The sequence below is a fragment of the Actinotalea alkalitolerans genome, assembly GCF_023369855.1.
Lineage (GTDB): Bacteria > Actinomycetota > Actinomycetes > Actinomycetales > Cellulomonadaceae > Actinotalea.
Genome location: NZ_JAMBPP010000014.1, coordinates 32,684 through 55,914 on the forward strand (window position 1 = coordinate 32,684; position 23,231 = coordinate 55,914).

Below are 23,231 nucleotides of genomic sequence, written 5' to 3' on the forward strand. Positions count from 1 at the left end.
GCGGAGGTCGTCAGAACCGGAAGCGGCCCTCGGCGTCGAACCAGGCCGGCCGGACCTCTGTCACGCACGAGGGGTCGATCGGGCCGTAGACGTGCGGGTACAGCTCACCCTCCCCGCCGTCCTCGTCCACGACACGCGTCCCGTGGGCGCGGAGGGCGCCCGGGTCGAGGACCAGCACGCAGAGCTCGGTGTCGTCCCCGGCGTAGACGAGCTCGGCCACGGCTGCGAGCTGGTGGACGTACGAGGCGTGGATGAAGCCCACGTCGTGGAGGCTCGCGCCGCGGGTCGAGATCTCGTAGGTTCCGTGGGCCACTGCCGCGTCCCACTCGTCGCGGCGGGCCAGATGGAAGATCGCCACGGCTCTCAGCCGGCCTGCGGTGGTGAGGGTGGCGGGTCGGGGACGTCCGGGGGGACGTCGTTCGGGCCGGCCTCGGCGGGTCGTGGCCGGTCCTGCCGGTGCAGCCGGACGGCGACCAGGGCGACGTCGTCCGCCGGTCGGGCCGGGAGCATCCGCCGCAGCACCTCGTCGCACAGGGCGTCGAGCTCGAGGTGGGAGAGCTGCTCCAGGGTGTCGCGGAGCTCGGCCATCCCGGCGGCCAGGCCACGGTCCCGTCGCTCGACCAGCCCGTCGGTGTAGAGCAGGATCGTGGACCCCCGGTCCAGGGTGACCTTGGACTCGACCCGCTGGGTCTCCGGGAGGATCCCCAGCAGCAGGTCCGACTGGATCCCCAGCATCGCCGCGACCGTGCCGTCGGGATGGATCACCATGGGCGGCGGGTGCCCCGCGTTCGACCAGCGCACGTTGGTGATGCCGCGCTCGAGCTCGTCCGCACGCTGCTCGATCCGGGCGACGACGGCCGTCGCGACCGTCTCGGCCTGGAGCGTGCGCATGGCCTTGTCCACCCCGCGAAGGAGGTCGGCCGGGCCGACACCGGTGGCCACGGCGATCCCGCGTACCAGCGAGCGGATCTGTCCCATCGCGGCTGCGGCGGTGACGTCGTGGCCCACGACGTCGCCGATGACCAGCACGGTCGCCCCGTCGGGCTGCAGGAAGGCGTCGTACCAGTCGCCGCCCACCTGGGCGGCCTCGGCAGCAGGCTCGTAGCGGACGCAGATCTGGACGTGGTCAGGTTCTGGTGGGGCGGTCAGCAGCGACCGCTGGAGGCCCTCGGCGAGGCGCAGCTGCTGCCTGTACAGGCGGGCGTTGTCGAGGGCGAGCCCCGAGCGGCCGGCCACCTCCTGCGCCGTGGTGAGCGCCTCGTCGCTGATCGGGCCGCGCTTCGCGCCGTTGAACAGGCTGAGGATTCCGACCGTGCGTCCGCGTCCTCGCAGGGGCAGCACGAGCGCTGTCTCGGGGGCGAGCTCGGTCAGGACGTCCCGGGCCGGACCGGGCTCGAGGACGGACCGGATGGCGTCGGTCGCGTGGTCGGTCAGCGTCACGGCCTGCCCTGTCTCGAAGGCGCGGCCCAGGAACGACCCCTCGGTCAGGGCGTCCAGGCGCAGGGCCGCGTAGCGGGCGACCCGCTCGCGCTGCTCGGGATCGGAGTGCCACGAGCCGATGTCGCGCAGGCCACGCAGTCCTCGCAGGGCCTCGGCGTGCTCGACGTCGTCGACGAGGGTGACCACGCACCAGTCGGCCAGCGCTGGGACGACCAGCTGTGCGAGCCGTCCGACCGCCTCCTCGGCGTCGAGGGTCTCTGCCACCTCCGTCGTCACCTCGGCGAGCAGCGCGGCACGCCGGACTGCTGCCTCCGCCACTGCCTGCGCGGCCCGGCGCGAGGTGATGTCCACGAAGTACACGGACAGCCCGTCCGGTCCGGGCCAGGCACGCAGCTCGAACCACCCGTTCAGCGGAGCGGGGTAGTAGGCGTCGAAGGTGACGTCCTGGCCGGTGGCCATCGCGTGGCGGTAGCTGGACTCGAAGTCGGAGTCGAGCGCGGCGGGGAAGAGATCCCACACCACGCCACCGACGAGCTCCTCCCGGCGTCGCCCGAGCAGTCGCTCCGCAGCGGCGTTGACGTAGGTGAACTCCCAGTCCCGGTTCAGTGAGTAGAACGCCGAGGGCATCGACTCCAGGACCCGAGCGACCCGGGCTTCGCCGTCCTGGCGGGCTGTGGTGTCGTAGGCAGCACCCAGCAGCCGCACGGACCGACCGTCCTCGTCGGTCAGCACCCGACCGCGAGCCGCGACCCAGCGGGTCTCACCGCCTGGCAGCACGATCCGGTACTCGGCCGCGTACTCGCCGCCGGCGTCGATGGCTCCCCACATGGCCCGATGGACACGGGGCAGGTCCTCGGTGTGGACGCGTGCGTCGAAGGCGTTGATCGTCCGGTCGAAGGTGACGGTGTCGTAGCCGAAGAGCTCGATCAGCTGGTCGTCCCACTCCAACGTCTGGGTGACCAGGTCCCAGTCGAAGGTGCCGATGCCGGCCGCCGAGATCGCCAGCTCGCCGATGACGCGGCGGGCCTCGTCACCGTTCACCGAGGGACGACGCTGGGCGGCACGGGGGGAGGGGCCGCCCGACGGTCCGTGCTCGGGCGACGGGCGCGTGGACATCGGTCCTCCTCACCGCCTGGACCGGTGGGCGGCCGGGCGGTGACCATTGTGTGTCATCCGCGGTCGTTCGGCGCCCGCGGGGCGATGTGACGGCGTGCGGGGCCGGTCGGGCGCCGGCGGCGGGGTGTCGTCGACACCGGCGGCCGCGGCCGCCGGCCAGTCTCACTCAGCGACTCCGAGCAGTGCGATCTGGTAGAGCCCGTATGGCACCTTCCGGGCGCCGATTTCAGCAGCTCGAGACACCGTTCACGATGGATATCGTCGTGACGGTACGAGCCGCGTGCCAGGGTCGATCGAACCCACGACCACTGCCGTCTCATCATCTGATACCTACCAGCCAGTATCGAATAGGTAACGATCGAAGACCTGCTCCGTTACGTGTCCCGAATGCCGGAATCGACCGCTGTACGCTCCCCATCATCCAAGGTGGATGCCTGCTGAACGTGGCGTGCACGGACCCGGCCGGACCGGGCGAGCGACACGGGCGAGGGCTCCACCGCATCCTTGTCAGGAGGAACAGTGAAGATCAGGCGAATCGGTGCCGCAGGCGCCATCGTCGCGACGGGCGCACTCGTGCTGAGTGCGTGCGCCACCCCCGGTGGAAGCGAGATCGTTGAGGACACCTCTGTCAGTGTCGGCTGGAACCAGCCGTTCTACTCGCAGAACAACCTCACCTCGTCCGGCAACGCGACGGCGAACGCAAACGTCATCTACTTGACCAGCTCGTACTTCTTCTACTACGACGGCGACCTCGAGATCGCGCAGAACGAGGACTTCGGCTCCTACGAGGTCGTCTCCGAGGACCCGTTCACGGTCGAGTACACGATCAACGAGGGCGTCACCTGGTCCGACGGCACGCCCGTCGACGCCGCCGACCTCCTGCTCTGGTGGGGCGCGCAGAACGACCAGTTCGACACCGCCGGTGACGAGGACATCGAGGTCGACGAGGAGACCGGCGAGATCGCCGCGGGCGACGAGGTCTACTTCGACAGCTCCTCGGTCGCGATGAACCTGATCTCGCAGACCCCGGAGATCAGCGAGGACGGCCTGACCATCACGCTGGTCTACGACGAGCCGCGCGCCGACTGGGAGGTCTCCTTCAACCTTCCCCCCATCGCCGCTCACGCCCTGGCCGGCGTCGCCCTCGACATCGAGGACGCCGAAGAGGGCAAGCAGGCCGTCGTCGACGCCTTCACGAACAGCGACACCGCGGCCCTCGCGCCGATGTCGGAGGCCTGGAACAACGCCTTCAACTACACCTCGATGCCGGACGACGAGCGTCTGTACCTGTCGTCGGGCGCGTACGTCATGACCGAGTACGTCGAGAACCAGTACCTCACGGTCACCGCTCGTGACGACTACGACTGGGGCCCCGCGCCCAAGGTCGAGTCGATCACCATCCGGTACTCGGAGGACCCGCTGGCCTCGGTCACCGCGCTCCAGAACGGTGAGGTCGACCTCATCGCGCCGCAGTCGTCCGTGGACGTCCTGGCAACCCTCGACGGCATCGACGGCGTGACCTACGAGACCGGCGCCGAGGGCACCTACGAGCACGTCGACCTGATCTTCAACAACGGTGGCCCGTTCGACCCCGCCACCTACGGTGGCGACGAGGAGACTGCCCGCATGGTGCGGATGGCCTTCCTGCTGACGGTCCCGCGTGACGAGATCCTCGAGAAGCTGATCATCCCCCTCCAGGAGGACGCGACGCTCCGCAACTCGCACACCGTGGTCCCCGGCTCGCCGGCCTACGACGAGGTCGTCGAGAACAACGCGTCCGACCTGTACTCCGAGGTCGACATCGAGCAGGCGCAGCAGCTCCTGGAGGAGGCCGGCGTCGAGACCCCGGTCGACGTGCGCTTCCTGTACGGCGCGTCCAACGTGCGTCGTGCCAACGAGTACCAGCTGATCGCCGCCTCCGCGGCGCAGGCGGGCTTCAACGTGATCGACGAGGGTGACGACGCCTGGGGCGGCCGTCTGACCCAGACCGACACCTACGACGCCTCGCTCTTCGGATGGCAGTCGACCAACACGTTCGCCCTGAACTCCGAGGCGAACTACGTGACCGGCGGGCTGAACAACTTCGGTGGGTACTCCAACGAGGACGTCGACGCCTGGTACGCCGAGATGGGGACCAACACGGACCCCGAGCGTGAGACCGAGCTGACGATCAACATCGAGCGTCAGGTCAACGAGGACGCCTTCGGTGTCCCGATCTTCCAGTTCCCCGGTGTGGTGGCCAAGCGTGACGTGCTCTCCGGCGTCTCGACGATCCCGCTGTCGCCGACCATCTTCTGGAACTACTGGGACTGGGAGATCAGCGCAGAGGACACCCTCTGACCTGATCGCCAGACCTGGCACCACGGCGGCCCCCAGGGCCGGGTGCCACGCATGACCGGTGGGGTGCTGCGGTCCTCGGACCGCAGCACCCCACCGGGCGTTGCCCCACCGAACCGGTGGCCGACGCCCGTGTCGCAGCACCACCGAAGGGTCCGCGTAGACTCGCGCCGACCAGACCACTCCTCCAGCGAGGTCCAGCACCCACATGGCAACCTCAGTGACGAGTCGAGCCGACAGCGACAAGGCAGGATCTGCCACGTCGACCGGCTCGACCGGCCCCCGCGCCAGGCTCCGCAGCTCGGCCCCGATGCTCACCTTCATCGGACGACGTGTCCTGTCGTCGGTGATCGTGCTCCTCGGCGCGACGTTCATCGTCTACATGCTCCTGTCGGTGGCCCTCGACCCCCTCGAGGACCTCTACGCCAGCTCCGCGCCCAACAAGGAGCAGCTGATCGAGTCGCGCATCCGTGCGCTGAACCTCGACACCCCGGCGCCCATCCGCTACCTCCTGTGGTTGCAGGGCGCCGGCGGCTGCCTGATCGGGCAGTGCGACCTGGGCTCGAGCTGGGTCACCGGGCAACCGGTGATCAACCTGCTGAGCTCGGCGATCCCCTCGACCCTGCAGCTCATCACCATGTCGACCTTCCTGGCGATCGGGCTGGGCATCACGGTGGGCATCGCCAGCGCGCTGCGCCAGTACACGGGCTTCGACTACGGCGTGACGTTCATGTCCTTCGTGCTCTACTCGCTGCCCTCGTTCTGGGTCGCCGTCCTGCTCAAGCTGTGGGGCGCCATCGGCTTCAACGACTTCCTGGCCGACCCGACCTTCTCGACGCCGGCGATCATCGGCCTGTCGGTGGTGGGCGGCCTGATCTGGCAGGCGGTCGTCGGGGGCGCAGTACGACGCCGTGCCATCACCTTCGCGATCGCCGCGGCAGCGACCGCCGCGGCCCTGGCCTTCATCTCGATCTCCGGGTGGTTGCTCGACCCGAGCCTCGGCCCGGTCACGATCGGGCTGATCGGGGTGGCTGTCGCCTTCGGCGTGACCGCGCTGACGGCGGGTCTGCGCAACCGCAAGGCCCTGTACTCGGCGCTCACGGTCGTGGCGCTGGGGCTTGCCCTGTACTACCCGCTGCAGTTCGCGTTCCAGTACGCGACGTTCTGGCTGATCTTCGGCATGGGGCTGGCCTGCGTGCTGTCCGGCCTGATCGTCGGCTTCCTCTTCGGGGGGCCCGACCGCGCGCAGTCGATGCGGGGCGCGGCCATCACGGCCGTGGTCGTCGGGGTCTTCATCTTCATCGACCGGCTGATGGGCGTCTGGTACGCCTACAGCAACTCGGGCAGGATCAGTGGCCGGCCGATCGCGACGATCGGGTCGCAGACACCCGGGTTCGGTGGCAACGACTTCTGGGTGTTGACCCTCGACACGTTCACCCACCTGCTGCTGCCCACGATCGCGCTGATCCTGATCTCGTTCGCCTCCTACACCCGGTACTCCCGGGCGAGCCTGCTCGAGGTGATGAACCAGGACTACATCCGGACCGCGCGCGCCAAGGGCCTGCCCGAACGGGTCGTCACGGTGCGCCACGCCTTCCGCAACGCCCTCATCCCGCTCGCGACGATCGTCCCGCTCGACATCGCCGCGCTCTTCGGCGGCGCGATCATCACCGAGCGGATCTTCGCGTGGAGCGGCATGGGGTCGCTCTTCCTGCACTCGCTCGAGGCTCGGGACGCCAACCCGGTGATGGGCTACTTCATCGTCGTCGGGACCATGCTCGTCCTGGCGAACATCATCGTCGACTTCGTGTACGCCGCACTCGACCCCAGGATCCGGGTGAACGCATGACCACCCCCACGCCGATCGCCCCGCAGCCGGGCGACCACCACGACCTGGTGGAGAACACCGAGAACGCCATCGAGCTCAAGGAGGTCGAGGGCCTGTCGCAGGGCCGCATCGTCCTGCGAAGGTTCGTGCGTCACCGTGGCGCGATGATCGCCGCGATCGTCCTGCTCGGCATCGTCGTGCTGGCGACCACCTCGATCGGCTGGGGCCCGATCCCCGGCTGGTGGAAGCACACCCCCCAGGACATGAGCCCCATCGCCAACCCGCGTGGTGCGCCGACGCTCAGCTTCTCGGGCGGGCTGGTCGTGGGTGAGCACCCGTTCGGCCAGGACAACATCGGCCAGGACACCTTCGCGCGGGTCATGCGCGGCACGCAGCAGTCGCTGCTCGTCATGGTGATCATCGGAGCACTCGCCACGACGATCGGGATCGTCATGGGAGCCCTCGCGGGGTTCTTCCGGGGACACCTGGACAACGTGCTGATGCGACTGACCGACATGGTCATCACCATTCCCGTGGTCATGATCGGTGCGATCCTGGGCTTCTGGGTGGGCGGTGCGAGCCCCGTGACGCTCGCCGTGGCACTGAGCCTGGTGACGTGGACCTCGATGGCACGTCTCGTGCGCGGGGAGTTCCTGTCGCTGCGTGAGCGTGAGTTCGTGGACGCGGCCCGGGTCGCCGGGGCGAGCAGCTTCCGGATCATGTTCAAGCACATGCTGCCCAACGCCATCGGTGTGATCATCGTCAACACGACCCTGCTGATGGCTGCCGCCATCCTGCTCGAGACGGCCCTGAGCTTCCTCGGGTTCGGGATCCGCTACCCCGACGTCTCGCTCGGGCAGCTGATCAACGAGTACCAGACCGCCTTCGCCACCCGGCCCTGGCTCTTCTGGTGGCCCGGTCTGTTCATCGTGAGCATCGCGCTGTGCGTCAACTTCATCGGTGACGGTCTGCGCGACGCCTTCGACCCCAGGCAGCGCCGCATCCCGAGCAAGCGCAAGATGGCGAAGGGCTGAGCCGCGTGCGCGTGGCTCCCGACACCTCAGAGGTAGCGGCTGCTGAGCACTGCCGAGACGGCCAGCAGCAGGACGGCGGTGGCCGGACGCAGGTGCCACCGCACCTCGGGCGTGTCGCGCTCGAGGCGCGGTGCGTCGAGGTACCCCGCGTCCCGCAGGTCCTCCCAGCGGCGACGGATGTGAGCGGCGGCCTGGCCCGAGGCCGAGCTCAGGAGGTCGCCCGGGCGCACCCCACCTGCCGCGTAGGACGACTCGGGCAGGTGGCTGAGGTCCTGCGGACCGGAGCCCATGGCCTGCACGCGGCTCGGGGCCGGCGCCGCCCAGGCGGCGTACGAGCCGTAGGCCGTGTAGAGGGTCAGGGCGTACTTGGTGTCGATCCGCTCGATCGACGGCCAGGGCAGCCGCACGGTCCGCAGGACGTTGCGCACCTCGACCCCGGCGTCGCTCACGATCACCGCCGGACGTCCGAAGAGCGCCCAGACGACTACCGCGGGCAGGGCCAGCGCAGGAGCCAGGCGCAGAGCAGCGCCCGGGTCGGTCAGCACCGTGGAGACCAGCGCGATGCCGCAGAGCACCGCCACGGCGACCGTCAGCCCGCGACCGAGTCGTGCGCGGAACTCGACAGGTCCAGCAGGCGTCGTCATGGCGTCATCGTTACAGATCCCCCCGAGACCGCGCGGCCCCGCCCGTCCGGTCCCACCAGTGCGCATCGCGACGCACGTCAGGAAAGGGCACGGTCCCCCCGTGGTTACTGAGGCACCTGCTGCGCAGGAGAACGCATCGATCCTCGAGGTCGCCGACCTCGGGGTGGAGTTCTACGTCGAGGGTGAGTGGTTCCCCGCCGCGATCGACGTCAGCTACACCGTGCGCTCGGGCGAGGTCCTGGCGATCGTCGGTGAGTCTGGCTCGGGCAAGACGCAGTCGTCGATGTCGCTGATCGGACTGCTGCCCCAGAACGGTCGCGCGTCGGGCAGTGCCAAGCTGCTCGGTCGCGAGCTCATCGGTCTCAAGCACAAGCAGCTGTCCAAGGTCCGGGGCAAGGACGTCGCGGTCATCTTCCAGGAGCCGATGACCGCGCTCAACCCCGTCTACACGGTCGGGTTCCAGATCGTCGAGACGTTGCGGACGCACTTCGACATCGGGCCCAAGGCTGCGCGTGAGCGTGCGGTCGAGCTCCTGCGCCTGGTGGACCTCCCCTCACCGGAGAAGTCCGTCGACAAGTACCCCCACCAGCTCTCGGGTGGGCAGCGGCAGCGCGCGATGATCGCCCAGGCCCTGGCCTGCGACCCCAAGCTGCTGATCGCGGACGAGCCCACCACGGCGCTGGACGTCACCGTGCAGGCCGAGATCCTCAAGCTGCTGCGCGACCTGCGCAGCCGGATCGACTCGGGCATCATCCTGATCACCCACGACATGGGGGTCGTCGCCGACCTGGCCGACCGGGTGATCGTCATGAAGAGCGGCCGGATCGTCGAGGCCGGGACGGCGGACGAGATCTTCAACCGCCCGCAGCACGCCTACACCCGCCAGCTGCTCGACGCCGTCCCCCACCTGGGCCGCACCGTCGCAGGTGCGCCCGAGGGGTCGGCGACCCCTGCCCTCGCGACGAGCTCGACGACGGCGACCCCGGTCACCGCCGCGACCGGCCGTCCCGAGTCGATGATGGGGACCGCCGCGCAGCAGGACCTCCCCGCGATGCAGGCCGAGAAGCTGGTCATCGAGTACCCCTCGCGAGGGCGGGTCCCTGCGTTCCGCGCCGTCGACGAGATCGACCTGACGATCGGGCGCGGTGAGGTGGTCGGCCTGGTCGGCGAGTCGGGTTCGGGCAAGACCACCGTGGGGCGCGCCGTCGTCGGTCTGCTCCCGGTGGCGGGGGGTTCGCTGTCGATCGGCGGGACCGAGATGGCCGGCATCCGGCCCAAGGACCTGCGCGAGCTGCGCAACCACGTCTCGATCGTCTTCCAGGACCCGGGCTCGTCCCTCAACCCGCGGCTGCCCATCGGCGAGTCGATCGGCGAGCCGCTCAAGCTGCACAAGATCGCCAAGGGGGCCGACCTCAACAAGCGGGTCGAGACGCTGCTGGACCAGGTCCACCTGGCACGCGGCATGCGCAACCGGTACCCGCACGAGCTCTCCGGCGGGCAGCGTCAGCGGGTGGGCATCGCCCGCGCCCTGGCCCTGTCGCCCAAGATGCTGGTCGCGGACGAGCCCACCTCGGCCCTGGACGTGTCGGTGCAGGCCCGGGTGCTCGAGCTCTTCCAGGAGCTCCAGCGTGAGCACGGGTTCGCGTGCCTGTTCATCAGCCACGACCTGGCGGTCGTGGAGATCCTGGCGACCAGGATCGCCGTGATGCACAAGGGAAAGCTCGTCGAGCAGGGGCCGCGGGACCAGATCCTGCGGGATCCGCAGCACGACTACACGCGACGGCTGCTGACCGCGGTGCCCGTTCCCGACCCGGCCGAGCAGAAGATCCGCCGCGAGGCGCGCGACGCCCTCCTCGAGGAGGAGGCGGTCCGCATGGGCCTGCACACCGCGCAGCGTGCGGCCCGCACCGACCGCGAGGCGGTCGAGCGGAACGAGCAGCGGCTCCAGAGCGACAACGCCGCGGGAGACCCGCGTCGACTTCCTCGGGGCTGACCGGCGACCTCCGCGGGCCCCGGCGTCGCCCTGCGGGCCGGGCATCGCACGAGCCGACCCAGGGTCCACGTCCCTCGACGTGGACCCTGGACGCAGGGTTGCGTCGATGCGTGTAAAATCGTGGGGCGCCCCATGTCGCGGCGCGCTCCCCAACATCTGAGATGAGTACCCGCATGCCTGTGCGCTCCGACCTGCGCAACGTCGCAATCGTCGCCCATGTCGACCACGGCAAGACCACGCTCGTCGACGCCATGCTGTGGCAGTCGGGCTCGTTCGGCGATCACGCGCACGTCGACGAGCGGGCGATGGACTCGGGCGACCTGGAGCGTGAGAAGGGCATCACGATCCTGGCCAAGAACACGGCCATCCGCTACCGCGGTCCCGCTGCTGCCGCGGCAGGCCAGGCCGACGGCATCACGATCAACGTGATCGACACCCCGGGCCACGCCGACTTCGGCGGTGAGGTCGAGCGCGGGCTGTCCATGGTCGACGGCGTCGTGCTCCTGGTGGACGCGAGCGAGGGACCGCTGCCGCAGACCCGGTTCGTGCTGCGCAAGGCCCTGGCCGCCAAGCTGCCGGTGATCCTGCTGGTCAACAAGGTGGACCGCCCGGACTCCCGCATCGAGGAGGTCGTCCACGAGTCGACCGACCTGCTGCTGGGTCTGGCGAGCGACCTGCACGACGAGGTCCCGGACCTGGACCTGGACGCGATCCTGGACGTCCCCGTGGTGTACGCCTCGGCACGTGCCGGCCGCGCCTCGACCAACCAGCCCGCCGACGGCGGCATGCCCGACTCGGAGACCCTCGAGCCGCTGTTCAAGACGATCCTCGAGAAGATCCCCGCCCCGACCTACACCGAGGGCGCGCCGCTCCAGGCGCACGTGACGAACCTCGACGCCTCGCCGTTCCTGGGCCGGCTCGCGCTGCTGCGCGTGTTCAACGGCACCATCCGCAAGGGCCAGCAGGTCGCCTGGGCGCGGGCGGACGGCACCTTGCAGACGGTCAAGATCACCGAGCTGCTCGAGACCAAGGCCCTCTCGCGGGTCCCCACCGACCAGGCCGGTCCGGGCGACATCGTGGCCGTGGCCGGCATCGCCGACATCACCATCGGTGAGACCCTCACGGACATCGACGACCCTCGGCCGCTGCCGCTCATCACGGTCGACGACCCGGCCATCTCGATGACCGTGGGGATCAACACCTCGCCGCTCGCGGGCAAGGGCGGCAAGGGCCACAAGGTCACCGCGCGACAGGTCAAGGACCGTCTCGACGCAGAGCTCGTCGGCAACGTCTCCCTCAAGGTCCTGCCGACCGAGCGCCCTGACGCCTGGGAGGTCCAGGGCCGTGGTGAGCTCGCGCTGGCGATCCTGGTCGAGCAGATGCGCCGCGAGGGCTTCGAGCTGACCGTGGGCAAGCCCCAGGTCGTCACCCGCGTGGTCGACGGCAAGGTGTGCGAGCCGATGGAGCACATGACCATCGACGTCCCCGAGGAGTACCTCGGTTCGGTCACGCAGCTGCTGGCCCAGCGCAAGGGCCGCATGGAGACCATGTCGAACCACGGCACGGGCTGGGTCCGCATGGAGTTCGTCGTCCCGGCGCGCGGTCTGATCGGTTTCCGCACGCAGTTCCTGACCGACACCCGCGGCACGGGCATCGCCTCGTCGATCGCGCACGGCTACGAGCCGTGGCTCGGGCCGATCGAGACCCGCAGCAACGGGTCGCTCGTCGCCGACCGCGCCGGCAAGGTCACGCCGTTCGCGATGATCAACCTCCAGGAGCGTGGCTCCTTCTTCGTCGACCCCACGCAGGAGGTCTACGAGGGCATGATCGTCGGCGAGAACTCCCGCAACGAGGACATGGACGTCAACATCACCAAGGAGAAGAAGCTCACGAACATGCGCGCTGCGTCCAGCGACACGTTCGAGAACCTCACCCCTCCGCGGAAGCTCACCCTCGAGGAGTCCCTCGAGTTCGCCCGTGAGGACGAGTGCGTCGAGGTCACGCCCGAGTTCGTGCGGATCCGCAAGGTGCTGCTCGACCAGACGGACCGGGCCCGCGCGATGGCACGCTCCAAGCGCGCGTGACCTCTGCCGTAGGTCTCCCCAACCGGGAGGCCTACGGGGCGGGGGAGGACAAGGGGCGGCCGACTCTGCCACGGTGGGGGGATGGTCCAGTCATCAACTGCCGTGCCCGTACCGCCGCCGAGCGATCCTGAGCCTGCTGACGAGCCCCGATACGGCCGTGGGTGGGGTGGTGTGGCGCCCCGTGTCTTCTGGCCCTCGATGGCGATCATCCTTGCCGTCGCCCTGCTGGCGATCATCTTCCCGGCCGCGGCCGAGCGGACCATCGGGGCGATCCAGTCGAACGTGATCGGTGTCTTCGGCTGGTACTACGTGCTGCTGGTCGCTGCCTTCGTGGCCTTCGCCCTGTGGGTGGGTCTGGGCCGTTGGGGCGACATCAAGCTCGGCAAGGACGACGACGAGCCGGAGTTCGGGGTGCGGCCCTGGTTCGCGATGCTGTTCGCCGCCGGGATGGGCATCGGCCTCGTCTTCTGGGGCGTCGCCGAGCCGCTCACGCACTTCGCGTCCCCCAAGCCCGGGGTGGCCGGCGCTCCCGAGCGGATCGCTGAGACCGCGATGGCCCAGACCTACCTCCACTGGGGGGTCCACGCGTGGGCGATCTACGTGGTGGTGGGTCTGGCGCTCGCGTACTCGATCCACCGGCGGGGGCGTCCTGTCTCGATCCGTTGGGCCCTCGAGCCCCTCCTGGGTGACCGGGTCAAGGGCCGGTGGGGCGACCTCATCGACGTCACGGCCGTCGTCGGTACGATCTTCGGGGTCGCGACCTCGCTCGGACTGGGCGTGCTGCAGATCGCGGCCGGGCTCGAGCACATCGGGCTGGTGGACTCCACGACCGTCGTGCAGGTCGTCATCATCATCGTGATCACCACCCTGGCGACGCTGTCGGTGGTCTCAGGCCTGGACCGGGGGCTGAAGTGGCTCTCGAACATCAACGTCATGCTGGCGGGAGTTCTCCTGCTGGCCGTGCTGCTGCTGGGTCCGACGCTCTTCCTGCTCCGTGACTTCGTGCAGTCGATCGGCGTGTACCTCGCAAACGTCCTGCCGATGACCTTCAACGTGAGTGCCTTCGCCGGTGCCGAGGGTGAGGCGTGGCAGGCCGGCTGGACCACCTTCTACTGGGGCTGGTGGATCTCGTGGGCACCGTTCGTCGGGGTCTTCATCGCCCGCATCTCTCGCGGCCGCACGGTCCGCGAGTTCGTGGGCGGGGTGCTCCTGGTCCCGACGCTCATCACGTTCCTGTGGTTCTCCGTCCTGGGCGGGAGCGCGATCTACCGTGAGCTCTTCGGCGACGGCGGCCTGATCGGGGAAGACGGCGGCGTCGTCCCGGAGAACGCGTTGTTCGACCTGCTCGGGGGGCTGCCCTGGGGTGCCGTGCTGTCCGTCCTGACCATCGTCCTGATCGCCCTGTTCTTCATCACGTCCTCCGACTCCGGTTCGCTGGTCGTGGCCATGCTCGCCACCGGCGGCAACCCGCACCCGCGGACAGCCGTACGGGTCACCTGGGCCTCGCTCGAGGGTCTGCTGGCGATCGCCCTGCTGATCGCCGGTGGTCTCCTGGCCCTGCAGACGGCGGCGATCCTCATCGCGCTGCCCTTCAGCGTGGTCATGATCGGGATGGCCTTCGCCACCACCCGTGCCCTGCACGACGAGCACCAGCTGCTCCTCCGGGCCCAGCGGCTGGTGCTCAGGGACCGGTTGACCGCGCACGTGACCGGTCACGTCACCGGTCACGTCACGACCATGCTCGACGAGGCCTCACGCGCGCAGGCGACAGGTCCGCGGCGATCGGCTCGGTCACGACCCGACGCCGGCCCGGAGTCCCTCCCCCCACCCAGGACCTGACGTTGCGACGCGGAGGTCTGCTCGCCGTCCACGCCCATCCCGACGACGAGACGCTCAGCAACGGCGCACTCCTGGCGACGTGGGCCTCGGCCGGCCGCCCGGTGACCGTGGTGACCTGTACCCGGGGAGAGGCCGGTGAAGTGATCGGGGATGCCAGGGCCTCGCTCGAGGGCGACGGGCCGGCTCTGGCCGCCCACCGCGAGGCCGAGCTGGCCGGTGCACTGACCGCGCTCGGGGTGACCGATCACCTCTTCCTGGACCAGGTGGCGCCGTCCCCCGACCTGCCGGCTCCTGCACGCGGCGTCCCACGTCGCTTCGTGGACTCCGGGATGGCCTGGGTGGGTGCCGGACAGGCGGCTGCCGCCGAGCGTCTGCCCCACGGCGCCTTCGTCTCGGTCGACCTGGACGACGCCGCTCGACGCCTGGCCGACGTGATCCTCGACCGGCAGCCGGAGGTCGTCGTGGGATACGAGCCCGGAGGCGGCTACGGGCACCCCGACCACGTCCGGGCGCACGCGGTGATGCACCGTGCGGTCGAGCTCGCCGAGGCCCGTGGGACCACAGCACCCATGGTGCCCGGACCGTTCACCGTCCCGATGGTGCTCTGGACCGTGCTGGACGAGGCATCCCTGCGGGCCGCGTGGCGGGAGCTGGCCGATGCCGGCGGTGCGGGGGGTGCCTCCCGCCCGGGCTCCCCGTCCCTGCTCACCGCACCGGACCCGGCGGGTCCGGTGCCGTCCTGTGCGGTCCCCTCCACCGCCGTGGACGTGATGGTGGAGGTCGCGCCGGTGCTGCCGAGGGTGCGTGATGCTCTTCTGGCCCACGCGACGCAGGTGCAGGCTGTGCGGACCCACGTCCCGACCGCCCACCGGCTGGGAAGCTACGCCCTGAGCAACGGGGTGCTCGCACCGTTGCTCAGGCACGAGACCTACCGGTCAGCGCCGGGAGGCCCGGGGCGGACGGTGGTCTGGCCCGAGGGCGTGACCCAGGTAGCCTGACCGCCGTGGAACCCCTGAGCGGTCGCGTGCTCGCGCGCTGGGCCGGAGCGCTGCTCGTCGGACTCGTCGTGGGAGTCGTCGGCACGGCTGTGCACCGCGCGATGGTCCCGTGGGGCCTCGTCCTCGCACTGGCAACGGTCCTCTCGGCCGCGGTGCTCGCCCGGGCGTGGTCGGGGCTCGCCGGGGTTCTCGCGGTCGCAGCCGGGACGTTCCTCGCCGTCCAGCTCATGGGTGGCCGCGGTCCCGGTGGTGACGTGCTCATCCCCGCCCAGAGCCTGAGCGTGATCTGGGCCTACGGGCACCTGGGGCTGTATGCGGTCGCTGCCTTCGCGCCTCGGGGGTGGTTCGTCGACGAGGCGCGCTCGCGTCCTGGTAGAGACGGGCCGGGCAGCACGTAGAATCGCGCCGGCGGGGGGTGGCCCCGTCGTGTTGCGGGGAGACCAGGGACAGATGACGGACGAGCGACGGCCGGACGGCGACGCGCACGACCCGACCGCCGAGGCACCCTCGGGCACGATGCAGCAGACGCCCACGGAGGCTGTGGCTCCGTCCGACGAGACTGCGCCTCCCGAGGTGCTGGCCGATCCAGACGAGACCGTAGCCGTGACCGCTCCCGAGACCTCGCCTGCTCCTGGGCCGACGCTCGAGTCCGCGTCGGCTGAGCCAGAAGAGGCAGAGGCAGAGGCGGAGGCAGCGGCCGCCGAGGTGGCCGCGCCGGAGCCGGCCGAGCCTGGGACTGAGCCGGAGCCGGCCGAGCCTGGGACTGAGCCGGAGCCGGCCGAGCCTGGGACTGAGCCGGAGCCGGCCGAACCGGAGGCAGCGGCCCCCGAGGTGGCCGAGCCCGAGGCGATCGGGCCCGATCCGGCTGAGGCTGAGGCAGAGGCAGCGAGCCCCGAGTCGGCCGAGCCCGTGCCGAGCGCACCTGCGACCGAGCCGAGCGCTCCCGACGCGCAGACCCGTCCCGAGCCGGTCGACGAGTCGGTCCCGGTAGCCACCGGCTCGCCGTCCGACACCATCGGTCGCTCCGACGGCGACGGGAGCCCTCGGCAGACCGAGCCCGTCCAGCCCTCACCGGACGTGCCCACGCCGGTCGCGCCGGATGCACCCGCGTCCGAAGACGCCGCAGGCGACACCGACAGCGACGCGTCGGGAGACCAGCACGCTCCGGCGCCCGACGACTCGACAGCGCCGGCCCTGGACGACACCGCGGTGTGGACACCCCAGTCGTGGTCCCGCTCCCCGGTGCCCGATCCGACCGCCCAGGACACCGCGACCACCTCGCTCGACACCGCGTCGGTCGCGGGTCCGTCGACACCTGTCTCGGCGTCCGCGGACCGGGAGAGCCGCTCCGGACCAGCAGACCCGGCCCCCGTTCCCGCGCGCGTGTCGACCCGGCCCTCACCGCCGGTGCCCTCCGCGCAGCCGGGCCCGGACCCGAGTCCCGAGAGCGGGCTCCCGGAGCGCACCGAGCCCCGGAGCGAGTCCTCCGCGCACGCCGCCCCGGTCGGGCACGAGACGGCGCCAGGACGGGACGGCTCGCCGATGGACGTCTTCCCCGACGAACGGCGCCCACGCCGGTGGCACCGGGTCCTCGGTCTGGTCGGGGCGGTCCTGGTGGTGCTCGGTGGTGCCTACGTCGGTGCGCAGTGGCTCTGGGCCGAGAGGGTTCCGCCCGGCGCGACGGTCGCGGGGGTCGAGATCGGCGGTCTCGAGGCCGACGAGGCGGTGGCACGTCTCGACGAGTCGTTGCGGGCTGCGACCTCGGAGCCGCTCCCGGTCGCGGCCGGGGAGAAGCGCACCACCCTCGACCCGGTCGCTGCGGGTCTCGTGCTCGACACGGACGCGACGGTCGCGCAGATGACCGGGTTCAGCCTGGAGCCCGCACGCCTCTGGCACCAGGTCTTCGGCGTCGGCGTGGTCGACCCCGTCACCGAGGTCGACGGCGATGCGCTCGCCGCGGCTGTCACCGTCCTCGAGGACTCGTTGGTCACGCCCCCGGTGGACGGGTCCGTCCTCTTCGTCGACGGGACACCCCAGACCACGGATGCCGTCGCGGGGACGGCTCTGGATGTCGACGGCACGACCGGGCTGCTGGTCGACGGGTGGCTGACGGCTCCGCGCCCGATCGACCTGCCGACCCTCGTCACCGAGCCGGACATCACCCAGGCCGAGGTCGACGAGACGGTCGCGACGCTGGCCGGCCCGCTCGCCCGGGCACCGGTCGCGGTCGCCGTGGGCGAGCAGCTCGCCGAGCTCCCGGTCGACGTCGTGACCTCGGCCGCGACCTTCGTCCCCCACGAAGGTGGGCTCGAGCTCGTGATGGACGGTGCAGCGCTGGTCGAGGCGGTCGTGGTCCGCACGACCGACCTGCTGATCTCGCCCGCGGACGCCTCGTTCGAGTTCCAGGACGGTGTGCCGGTGATCGTCGGAGGGGTCCAGGGGACGACCCTCGATCCCGAGCAGGTCGGCGCGGCTGTCGCGGCCGCCGGGACGGCCTCGGACCGCACGGCCCGGGTCGACCTGGTCGAGGTGGACCCCGAGCAGACGACGGCAGAGCTCGAGGGTCTCGGGGTGACCACCAAGGTCGCCGAGTTCTCGACCCCGCTGACCAACGACGCAGACCGCAACCACAACCTGACGTTGGGCGCGAGCAGGGTCAACGGCACCCTGCTGCGCCCCGACGACGTCTTCAGCCTGACGGACACCCTCGCACCGATCACGACGGCGGGGGGCTACCGCCAGGCCGGCGTGGTGGTCAACGGTGTGCTCACCCAGGGAACGGGTGGTGGTCTGTCCCAGATGGGCACCACGGTGTACAACGCAGGGTTCTTCGCCGGGCTGGAGGATGTCGAGCACCGCCCCCACAGCTACTACTTCAGTCGCTACCCCGAGGGGCGTGAGGCGACGATCTACGACGGTGTGCTCGACGTCAAGCTCGGGAACAACACCCCGTACGGCGTGCTCCTGCAGTCGTGGGTGGCTGGTGGGCGCCTGCACGTCGCGGTGTGGAGCACCCCTTACTGGACGGTCGAGCACTCCACGAGCGGCCGGTCGGGGATCGTGGCGCCCAAGACGGTCTACAACACCTCGGCGGGCTGCATCTCGCAGTCGGCCGGGAACCCCGGTTTCCAGGTCACGGTGACGCGTCGGCTGCTGCTCGAGGGTGAGGTGCAGCACGAGGAGTCCAACAGCTGGAAGTACCAGCCGCAGAACGCGATCGTCTGCGGTCCGGCCCCGGGGTCGCCCGAGCAGCCACCCGCAGGCTAGGCCCACAGGGCGTGGCGGCGCGGGACGGGACGAGCGTCCCGGAGATCAGGACGCTGCTCGCGCGCGCCTACGCGGACGACCCGCTGATGTGCTGGGTCTTTCCGGCGACCGCTACCCGCAGCGATGCCGTCGCGGCGTGGTTGGGCGTTCGTGAGCCGGGGACACCTCGATCCCGTGCCGGACGGGCCTGCGCTGTGGGCGATGTGGCTCGGTCCGCCTGAGCCTGCCCGATGACGCCCGAGCGAGGTGCCGGGCACGACCAGGGCCGGGCTCACCCGTCCGGCGGGGCGCTGCGAGGCGCGCGTCGCGGGGGCGGCGGAGGGATCGGCTTGCCGAGGGCGATCTGGCCGGCCGGCACGTCGACCTCTCCGGTGCGGGTCAGGATGCGGACGCCGTGCGCCCCGCTGCTCAGGACGTCGCCCAGGACGTCGCTGAAGCCTCCCTCGGGCAGCCGCCGACGCACCACGACCCGGGTGCCTGGTGCCCACGTCCACCACGCGGGGGGCGGTCCGAGGCCCGCCGGTCGCCCGGTCGGCTGCTCGGGCGGGCGCCCTTCAGGGTCGGTCTCGCTCATCGTGGACCACTCGTCGCGCACCGTCTCACCTGAGGGATACTAGGGCGGTGCGCCAACGGCGTGCTCTCGGCTCTGGGAGGTACTGCTCGTGACCTACGTGATCGCTCAGCCCTGCGTGGACGTCAAGGACAAGGCCTGCATCGAGGAATGTCCGGTCGACTGCATCTACGAGGGCAAGCGCTCGCTCTACATCCACCCCGACGAGTGTGTGGACTGCGGAGCCTGCGAGCCTGTCTGTCCCGTCGAGGCGATCTACTACGAGGACGACACCCCCGAGCAGTGGAGCGAGTACTACAAGGCCAACGTCGAGTTCTTCGACGTCCTGGGGTCGCCGGGTGGCGCCGCCAAGCTCGGCGAGATCGACTACGACCACCCGATCATCGCCGCCCTGCCACCGCAGAACACCGAGGCGTGAGGACCACCTCGCGCGCCCGGGCGCTGGTCGGGTAGCGGTGGGTCTGCTGGCCGGCGCGCTGCCGGACTTCCCCTGGGACTCGTTGGTCCCCTACGCGGAGCGTGCACGCGCCCACCCGGACGGCATGGTCGACCTCTCGGTCGGCACGCCGGTGGACCCGACGCCGGCTCTCGTGCGCGAGGCGCTCGCAGGGGCGGCGGACTCGCCCGGCTACCCCACGACCCACGGGACACCTGCCCTGCGCGGTGCGGTGGTCGACTGGTTCGCCCGGCGCCGCGCTGTCACTGACCTGGACCCGACCGCGGTGCTCCCGACGATGGGCTCCAAGGAGCTCGTGGCGCTGCTGCCCTCGCTCCTGGGGCTCGGGACGGGTGATGTCGTGGTGCACCCCGAGGTGGCCTACCCGACGTACGACGTCGGGGCGCGGCTCGCCGGCGCGCAGCCTCTCCCGGCCGACGACGTCGCGGCCTGGTCCGGTCGGGACGACGTCCGGCTGGTGTGGATCAACTCACCGTCCAACCCGACGGGTCGCGTGCGGGGGGTCGACGAGCTGCGCGAGGTGGTGGTCGCTGCGCGCCGGATCGGCGCTGTGGTGGCCAGCGACGAGTGCTACGCGCTGCTCGCCTGGGACGAGCCGTGGGCCGGTGCGGGCGTGCCGAGCGTGCTCGACCCGCGCGTGTGCGACGGCAGCCACACCGACCTGCTCGCGGTGCACTCGTTGTCCAAGCAGTCGAACCTCGCCGGCTACCGGGCGGCGTTCGTGGCGGGTGACCCCGCACTGGTGTCCCGCCTGCTCGAGGTGCGCAAGCACGCCGGGATGATCGTCCCTGGTCCGGTCCAGGTGGCGATGACCGCAGCCCTCGCCGACGACCACCACGTCGCCGAGCAGCGTGAGCGGTACCGCCGGCGCAGGAGGGTCCTCCTGGATGGGCTGGAGGCTGCCGGTCTGCAGGTCGAGGCGTCGCCGGCCGGGCTGTACCTGTGGGCCCGCGCAGCCGGTGCAGGCCAGGACTGCTGGCAGACGGTCGCCGACCTGGCGGAGCTGGGCATCCTGGTCGCGCCGGGCGCCTTCTACGGTCCCGCGGGCGCACGCCACGTCCGGATCGCGCTGACCGCGTCGGACGACGCGGTGGCGCGGGCTGCCGCGCGGCTCCAGGGAGCCTGACCGACCCCGCTCGACAGGTCTGCGCGACGCGTCGGACTCCCGCACCGACATGGACGCGCACGGTGCAGACTTGGTCTATCTTTGACAAACACTTAAGGCAGAGCAGGGGAGATGACGAGAAACGCCATGTGACACGGATCACGCGGCGAAAGGGACGTTCAGCCCACTGCGGAGTGGGCCTGGGCCTCTCCGCACAGGTACCGTCGTCGAGGCCGACGACGCTCGACCAGCACGGACCGGACCCGTCAGGTGCCGACGACGTGCTGGACCGCTAGGAGGAGACGTATGACTGAGACCGTGACCACTCCGGTGGCTCTTCACGTCGGCGAACGGACGCTCGACCTGCCCGTGGTCGGTGCATCGGTAGGCAACGACGGGATCGTGGTGTCGTCCTTGCTCAAGGAGACGGGGATGGTCACCGTCGATCCCGGGTTCATGAACACCGCGTCGTGCGAGTCCACGATCACCTACATCGACGGGGACGACGGCGTGCTGCTCTACCGCGGCTACCCCATCGACCAGCTCGCCGAGCGGTCCTCCTTCCTCGAGGTCGCCTACCTGCTCACCCATGGTGAGCTGCCCACCCCCGACCAGCTCTCGGCCTTCATCGAGCGGGTCGAGCGCCACACGCACCTGCACGACAACTTCAAGGCACTGATCGGCGCCTTCCCGACCAACGCCCATCCCATGGCGGTGCTGTCCAGCGCGGTCTCCGCGCTGCCGGGCTACTACCCCGAGAGCGTCGACCCCTTCGACCCCGCGACGGTCGAGCTGGCCACGGTGCTGCTGCTCGCCAAGGCTCCGACCATCGCCGCCTACGCGTTCCGACGCTCTGTCGGCCAGGAGATGATCGGTCCCGACCGCGGCCGCGGCTACGTCGCCGACTTCTTGCGGATGGCCTTCCAGCCCAACGGCTCGGCGTACGACCTCGACCCCACCATGGTCAAGGCCCTGGACGTGCTCCTGCTCCTGCACGCCGACCACGAGCAGAACTGCTCGACGTCGACGGTGCGCATCGTGGGGTCGAGCCAGGCCAACCTGTACGCGTCGGTCTCTGCCGGGATCAACGCGCTCTCGGGTCCGCTCCACGGTGGCGCGAACGAGGCCGTGCTGCAGATGCTCGACTCGATCCAGGCCGGTGGCGGTGACGCCACCGAGTTCATGAAGCGGGTCAAGAACAAGGAGGACGGGGTCCGCCTGATGGGCTTCGGCCACCGCGTCTACAAGAACTACGACCCCCGGGCCGCGATCGTGAAGAAGGCCGCGGACGAGGTCCTGTCCAACCTGGGCAAGCGTGACGAGATGCTCGACATCGCCATGCGGCTCGAGGAGATCGCGCTGAGCGACGACTACTTCATCGAGCGCAAGCTCTACCCCAACGTCGACTTCTACACCGGGCTGATCTACAAGGCCATGGGCTTCCCGACGAACATGTTCACCCCGCTGTTCGCGGTGGGGCGCATGCCGGGGTGGATCGCCCAGTGGCGCGAGATGATGAAGGACCCGTCGACCAAGATCGGCCGTCCGCGGCAGATCTACACCGGCCCGACGACGCGCGACTACACCGACCCCGCGACCCGCTGAGAGCCCGCACCGCACCGCTCAACCGGCCAGGACGACCCTCACCTGGCCGGTGGGCGGGCCCTCACGGTCGCTGACCGACCATCCCGCCGAGTCCCTGGTCCAGACCTGCCCGGCGTGCTCGACCTCCACGACCTCGAGCGGCGAGGCCACCGCGACCGCCCACTGCGAGACGGCCCAGCCGAGCCGGTCGACGTCGTCCTGAGCACCGGCGAGGGCCGAGTGGTCCAGCAGGACGGCACCGTCCTGCCCGACGGCGCCGGTCAGAGCCCCGAAGTCACGCTCGGCCCGGGCCAGCAGTGCGGCCGGGTCACCTGGCCCGCCGGGCTCGCGCAGCGTGCAGCTCACGGCTGCCGTCGAGTTCCCGGTCAGTGCCGAGGCCCACGCGCGAGAGCGGGTCTCGTGCTGGGCGTACGCGTCGGGGAAGCCCGACCGTTGCACCGCCTGCGCCGCCTCGGTCACCGGCAGGTCCTGGTAGCCCTCGACCCGGGCCAGCCCGTCGAAGAAGGCGTTGGTCGAGTAGACCGGGTCCATGATCTGCTCGACGGTGCCCCAGCCCTGGGACGGTCGCTGCTGGAAGATGCCGACCGAGTCACGGTCGCCGTAGTCGATGTTCCGCAGCTTGGACTCCTGCAGACCCGTCGCGATAGCGATGGTGGCGGCCCTGGCCGGCATCTCTCGCCGCACCGAGGTCGCGACCAGGAGGGCCGCGGTGTCGGCCTGGTCGGTCGCGAGGTACCAGTCCGTGCCGTCGAGGGCCGCCGCGCACCGCACCACCGGCGCGGGGGAGTCGAGCCGGCCCAGCAGACCGGCGACCCCGAGCGCACCGACCCCGGTCACCGCCACCAGGAGGGTCGTGCCCAGCACGCCCCGCAGGACGGATCGACGGCGGCGCGACGTGGAGCGACCCATCGGC

At 70.6% G+C, this 23,231-nt stretch carries 17 protein-coding genes; 12 read left to right on the forward strand and 5 right to left on the reverse strand.

What is annotated here, in order from left to right:
• Positions 1–10: 10 nt before the first annotated feature.
• Together M1R94_RS16370 and M1R94_RS16375 are read right to left on the reverse strand one after the other, a co-directional pair.
• On the reverse strand, positions 11–358 hold the full coding sequence (locus M1R94_RS16370; protein WP_249382786.1) for a DUF952 domain-containing protein: 348 nt from the start codon (positions 356–358) through the stop codon (positions 11–13).
• 5 nt (positions 359–363) lie between these two features.
• Positions 364–2,556 carry a SpoIIE family protein phosphatase gene (locus M1R94_RS16375; RefSeq protein ID WP_249382787.1) on the reverse strand — a complete coding sequence of 731 codons (2,193 nt, stop codon included), beginning with the start codon at positions 2,554–2,556 and terminating at the stop codon, positions 364–366.
• Positions 2,557–3,075: 519 nt separating this feature from the next.
• On the opposite strand from M1R94_RS16375, the gene M1R94_RS16380 reads away from it, so the two are divergent.
• From M1R94_RS16380 to M1R94_RS16390, 3 genes are all read left to right on the forward strand, one after another.
• The gene (locus M1R94_RS16380; protein WP_249382788.1) at positions 3,076–4,896 is read left to right on the forward strand and encodes an ABC transporter family substrate-binding protein; all 1,821 of its coding nucleotides are present in this window, start codon (positions 3,076–3,078) and stop codon (positions 4,894–4,896) included.
• 307 nt (positions 4,897–5,203) lie between these two features.
• A complete protein-coding gene (locus tag M1R94_RS16385) occupies positions 5,204–6,742 on the forward strand; it encodes an ABC transporter permease (RefSeq protein ID WP_249382840.1) in 1,539 nt (512 codons plus the stop codon).
• Positions 6,739–7,755, forward strand: a complete 1,017-nt coding sequence (locus M1R94_RS16390; RefSeq protein WP_249382789.1) for an ABC transporter permease — start codon at positions 6,739–6,741, stop codon at positions 7,753–7,755. Before M1R94_RS16385 ends, M1R94_RS16390 begins: the two co-directional genes overlap by 4 nt.
• 26 nt (positions 7,756–7,781) lie before the next feature.
• On the opposite strand, the gene M1R94_RS16395 is transcribed toward M1R94_RS16390, so the two are convergent.
• The gene (locus M1R94_RS16395) at positions 7,782–8,399 is read right to left on the reverse strand and encodes a PH domain-containing protein (RefSeq protein ID WP_249382790.1); all 618 of its coding nucleotides are present in this window, start codon (positions 8,397–8,399) and stop codon (positions 7,782–7,784) included.
• 100 nt (positions 8,400–8,499) lie between these two features.
• Here M1R94_RS16395 and M1R94_RS16400 point away from each other — a divergent pair, with 100 nt between their 5' ends.
• The 6 genes from M1R94_RS16400 to M1R94_RS16425 all read left to right on the forward strand — a co-directional run bounded on the left by M1R94_RS16400 (position 8,500) and on the right by M1R94_RS16425 (position 18,580).
• Positions 8,500–10,392: an ABC transporter ATP-binding protein gene (locus tag M1R94_RS16400; RefSeq protein ID WP_249382791.1), complete on the forward strand. Its 1,893-nt coding sequence runs from the start codon at positions 8,500–8,502 to the stop codon at positions 10,390–10,392.
• A gap of 173 nt (positions 10,393–10,565) precedes the next feature.
• Entirely contained in the window at positions 10,566–12,476 is a 1,911-nt protein-coding gene (gene typA, locus M1R94_RS16405; RefSeq protein ID WP_249382792.1) for a translational GTPase TypA, read from the forward strand.
• 81 nt (positions 12,477–12,557) lie between these two features.
• A complete protein-coding gene (locus tag M1R94_RS16410; protein ID WP_374109482.1) occupies positions 12,558–14,315 on the forward strand; it encodes a BCCT family transporter in 1,758 nt (585 codons plus the stop codon).
• A gap of 2 nt (positions 14,316–14,317) precedes the next feature.
• Positions 14,318–15,313: a PIG-L family deacetylase gene (locus tag M1R94_RS16415; protein WP_249382793.1), complete on the forward strand. Its 996-nt coding sequence runs from the start codon at positions 14,318–14,320 to the stop codon at positions 15,311–15,313.
• Between the two features lie 5 nt (positions 15,314–15,318).
• On the forward strand, positions 15,319–15,711 hold the full coding sequence (locus M1R94_RS16420; RefSeq protein ID WP_249382794.1) for a DUF6113 family protein: 393 nt from the start codon (positions 15,319–15,321) through the stop codon (positions 15,709–15,711).
• Between the two features lie 52 nt (positions 15,712–15,763).
• Positions 15,764–18,580 carry a VanW family protein gene (locus M1R94_RS16425; RefSeq protein WP_249382795.1) on the forward strand — a complete coding sequence of 939 codons (2,817 nt, stop codon included), beginning with the start codon at positions 15,764–15,766 and terminating at the stop codon, positions 18,578–18,580.
• Positions 18,581–18,851: 271 nt separating this feature from the next.
• Here the strand turns inward: M1R94_RS16425 and M1R94_RS16430 are convergent, their stop codons facing one another.
• On the reverse strand, positions 18,852–19,154 hold the full coding sequence (locus tag M1R94_RS16430) for a putative acetyltransferase (protein ID WP_249382796.1): 303 nt from the start codon (positions 19,152–19,154) through the stop codon (positions 18,852–18,854).
• 88 nt (positions 19,155–19,242) lie between these two features.
• On the opposite strand from M1R94_RS16430, the gene fdxA reads away from it, so the two are divergent.
• From fdxA to M1R94_RS16445, 3 genes are all read left to right on the forward strand, one after another.
• Positions 19,243–19,569: a ferredoxin gene (fdxA, locus tag M1R94_RS16435; protein ID WP_249382797.1), complete on the forward strand. Its 327-nt coding sequence runs from the start codon at positions 19,243–19,245 to the stop codon at positions 19,567–19,569.
• A 37-nt stretch (positions 19,570–19,606) separates the two neighbouring features.
• Positions 19,607–20,734, forward strand: a complete 1,128-nt coding sequence (gene dapC, locus M1R94_RS16440; protein WP_249382798.1) for a succinyldiaminopimelate transaminase — start codon at positions 19,607–19,609, stop codon at positions 20,732–20,734.
• A gap of 285 nt (positions 20,735–21,019) precedes the next feature.
• On the forward strand, positions 21,020–22,318 hold the full coding sequence (locus M1R94_RS16445; protein WP_249382799.1) for a citrate synthase: 1,299 nt from the start codon (positions 21,020–21,022) through the stop codon (positions 22,316–22,318).
• A gap of 18 nt (positions 22,319–22,336) precedes the next feature.
• On the opposite strand, the gene M1R94_RS16450 is transcribed toward M1R94_RS16445, so the two are convergent.
• Complete coding sequence (locus M1R94_RS16450) at positions 22,337–23,227, reverse strand: hypothetical protein (protein WP_249382800.1); 891 nt, start codon at positions 23,225–23,227, stop codon at positions 22,337–22,339.
• Positions 23,228–23,231 lie beyond the last annotated feature (4 nt).

What these genes read in the sequence shown, in the direction of transcription:
- M1R94_RS16375 (WP_249382787.1), bottom strand. Translation starts at nt 2,556, where the DNA reads ATGTCCACGCGCCCGTCGCCCGAGCACGGACCGTCGGGCGGCCCCTCC.
- M1R94_RS16385 (WP_249382840.1), top strand. Translation starts at nt 5,204, where the DNA reads ATGCTCACCTTCATCGGACGACGTGTCCTGTCGTCGGTGATCGTGCTC.
- M1R94_RS16390 (WP_249382789.1), top strand. Translation starts at nt 6,739, where the DNA reads ATGACCACCCCCACGCCGATCGCCCCGCAGCCGGGCGACCACCACGAC.
- M1R94_RS16395 (WP_249382790.1), bottom strand. Translation starts at nt 8,399, where the DNA reads ATGACGACGCCTGCTGGACCTGTCGAGTTCCGCGCACGACTCGGTCGC.
- typA (WP_249382792.1), top strand. Translation starts at nt 10,566, where the DNA reads ATGCCTGTGCGCTCCGACCTGCGCAACGTCGCAATCGTCGCCCATGTC.
- M1R94_RS16410 (WP_374109482.1), top strand. Translation starts at nt 12,558, where the DNA reads ATGGTCCAGTCATCAACTGCCGTGCCCGTACCGCCGCCGAGCGATCCT.
- M1R94_RS16425 (WP_249382795.1), top strand. Translation starts at nt 15,764, where the DNA reads ATGACGGACGAGCGACGGCCGGACGGCGACGCGCACGACCCGACCGCC.
- M1R94_RS16430 (WP_249382796.1), bottom strand. Translation starts at nt 19,154, where the DNA reads ATGAGCGAGACCGACCCTGAAGGGCGCCCGCCCGAGCAGCCGACCGGG.
- M1R94_RS16445 (WP_249382799.1), top strand. Translation starts at nt 21,020, where the DNA reads ATGACTGAGACCGTGACCACTCCGGTGGCTCTTCACGTCGGCGAACGG.
- M1R94_RS16450 (WP_249382800.1), bottom strand. Translation starts at nt 23,227, where the DNA reads ATGGGTCGCTCCACGTCGCGCCGCCGTCGATCCGTCCTGCGGGGCGTG.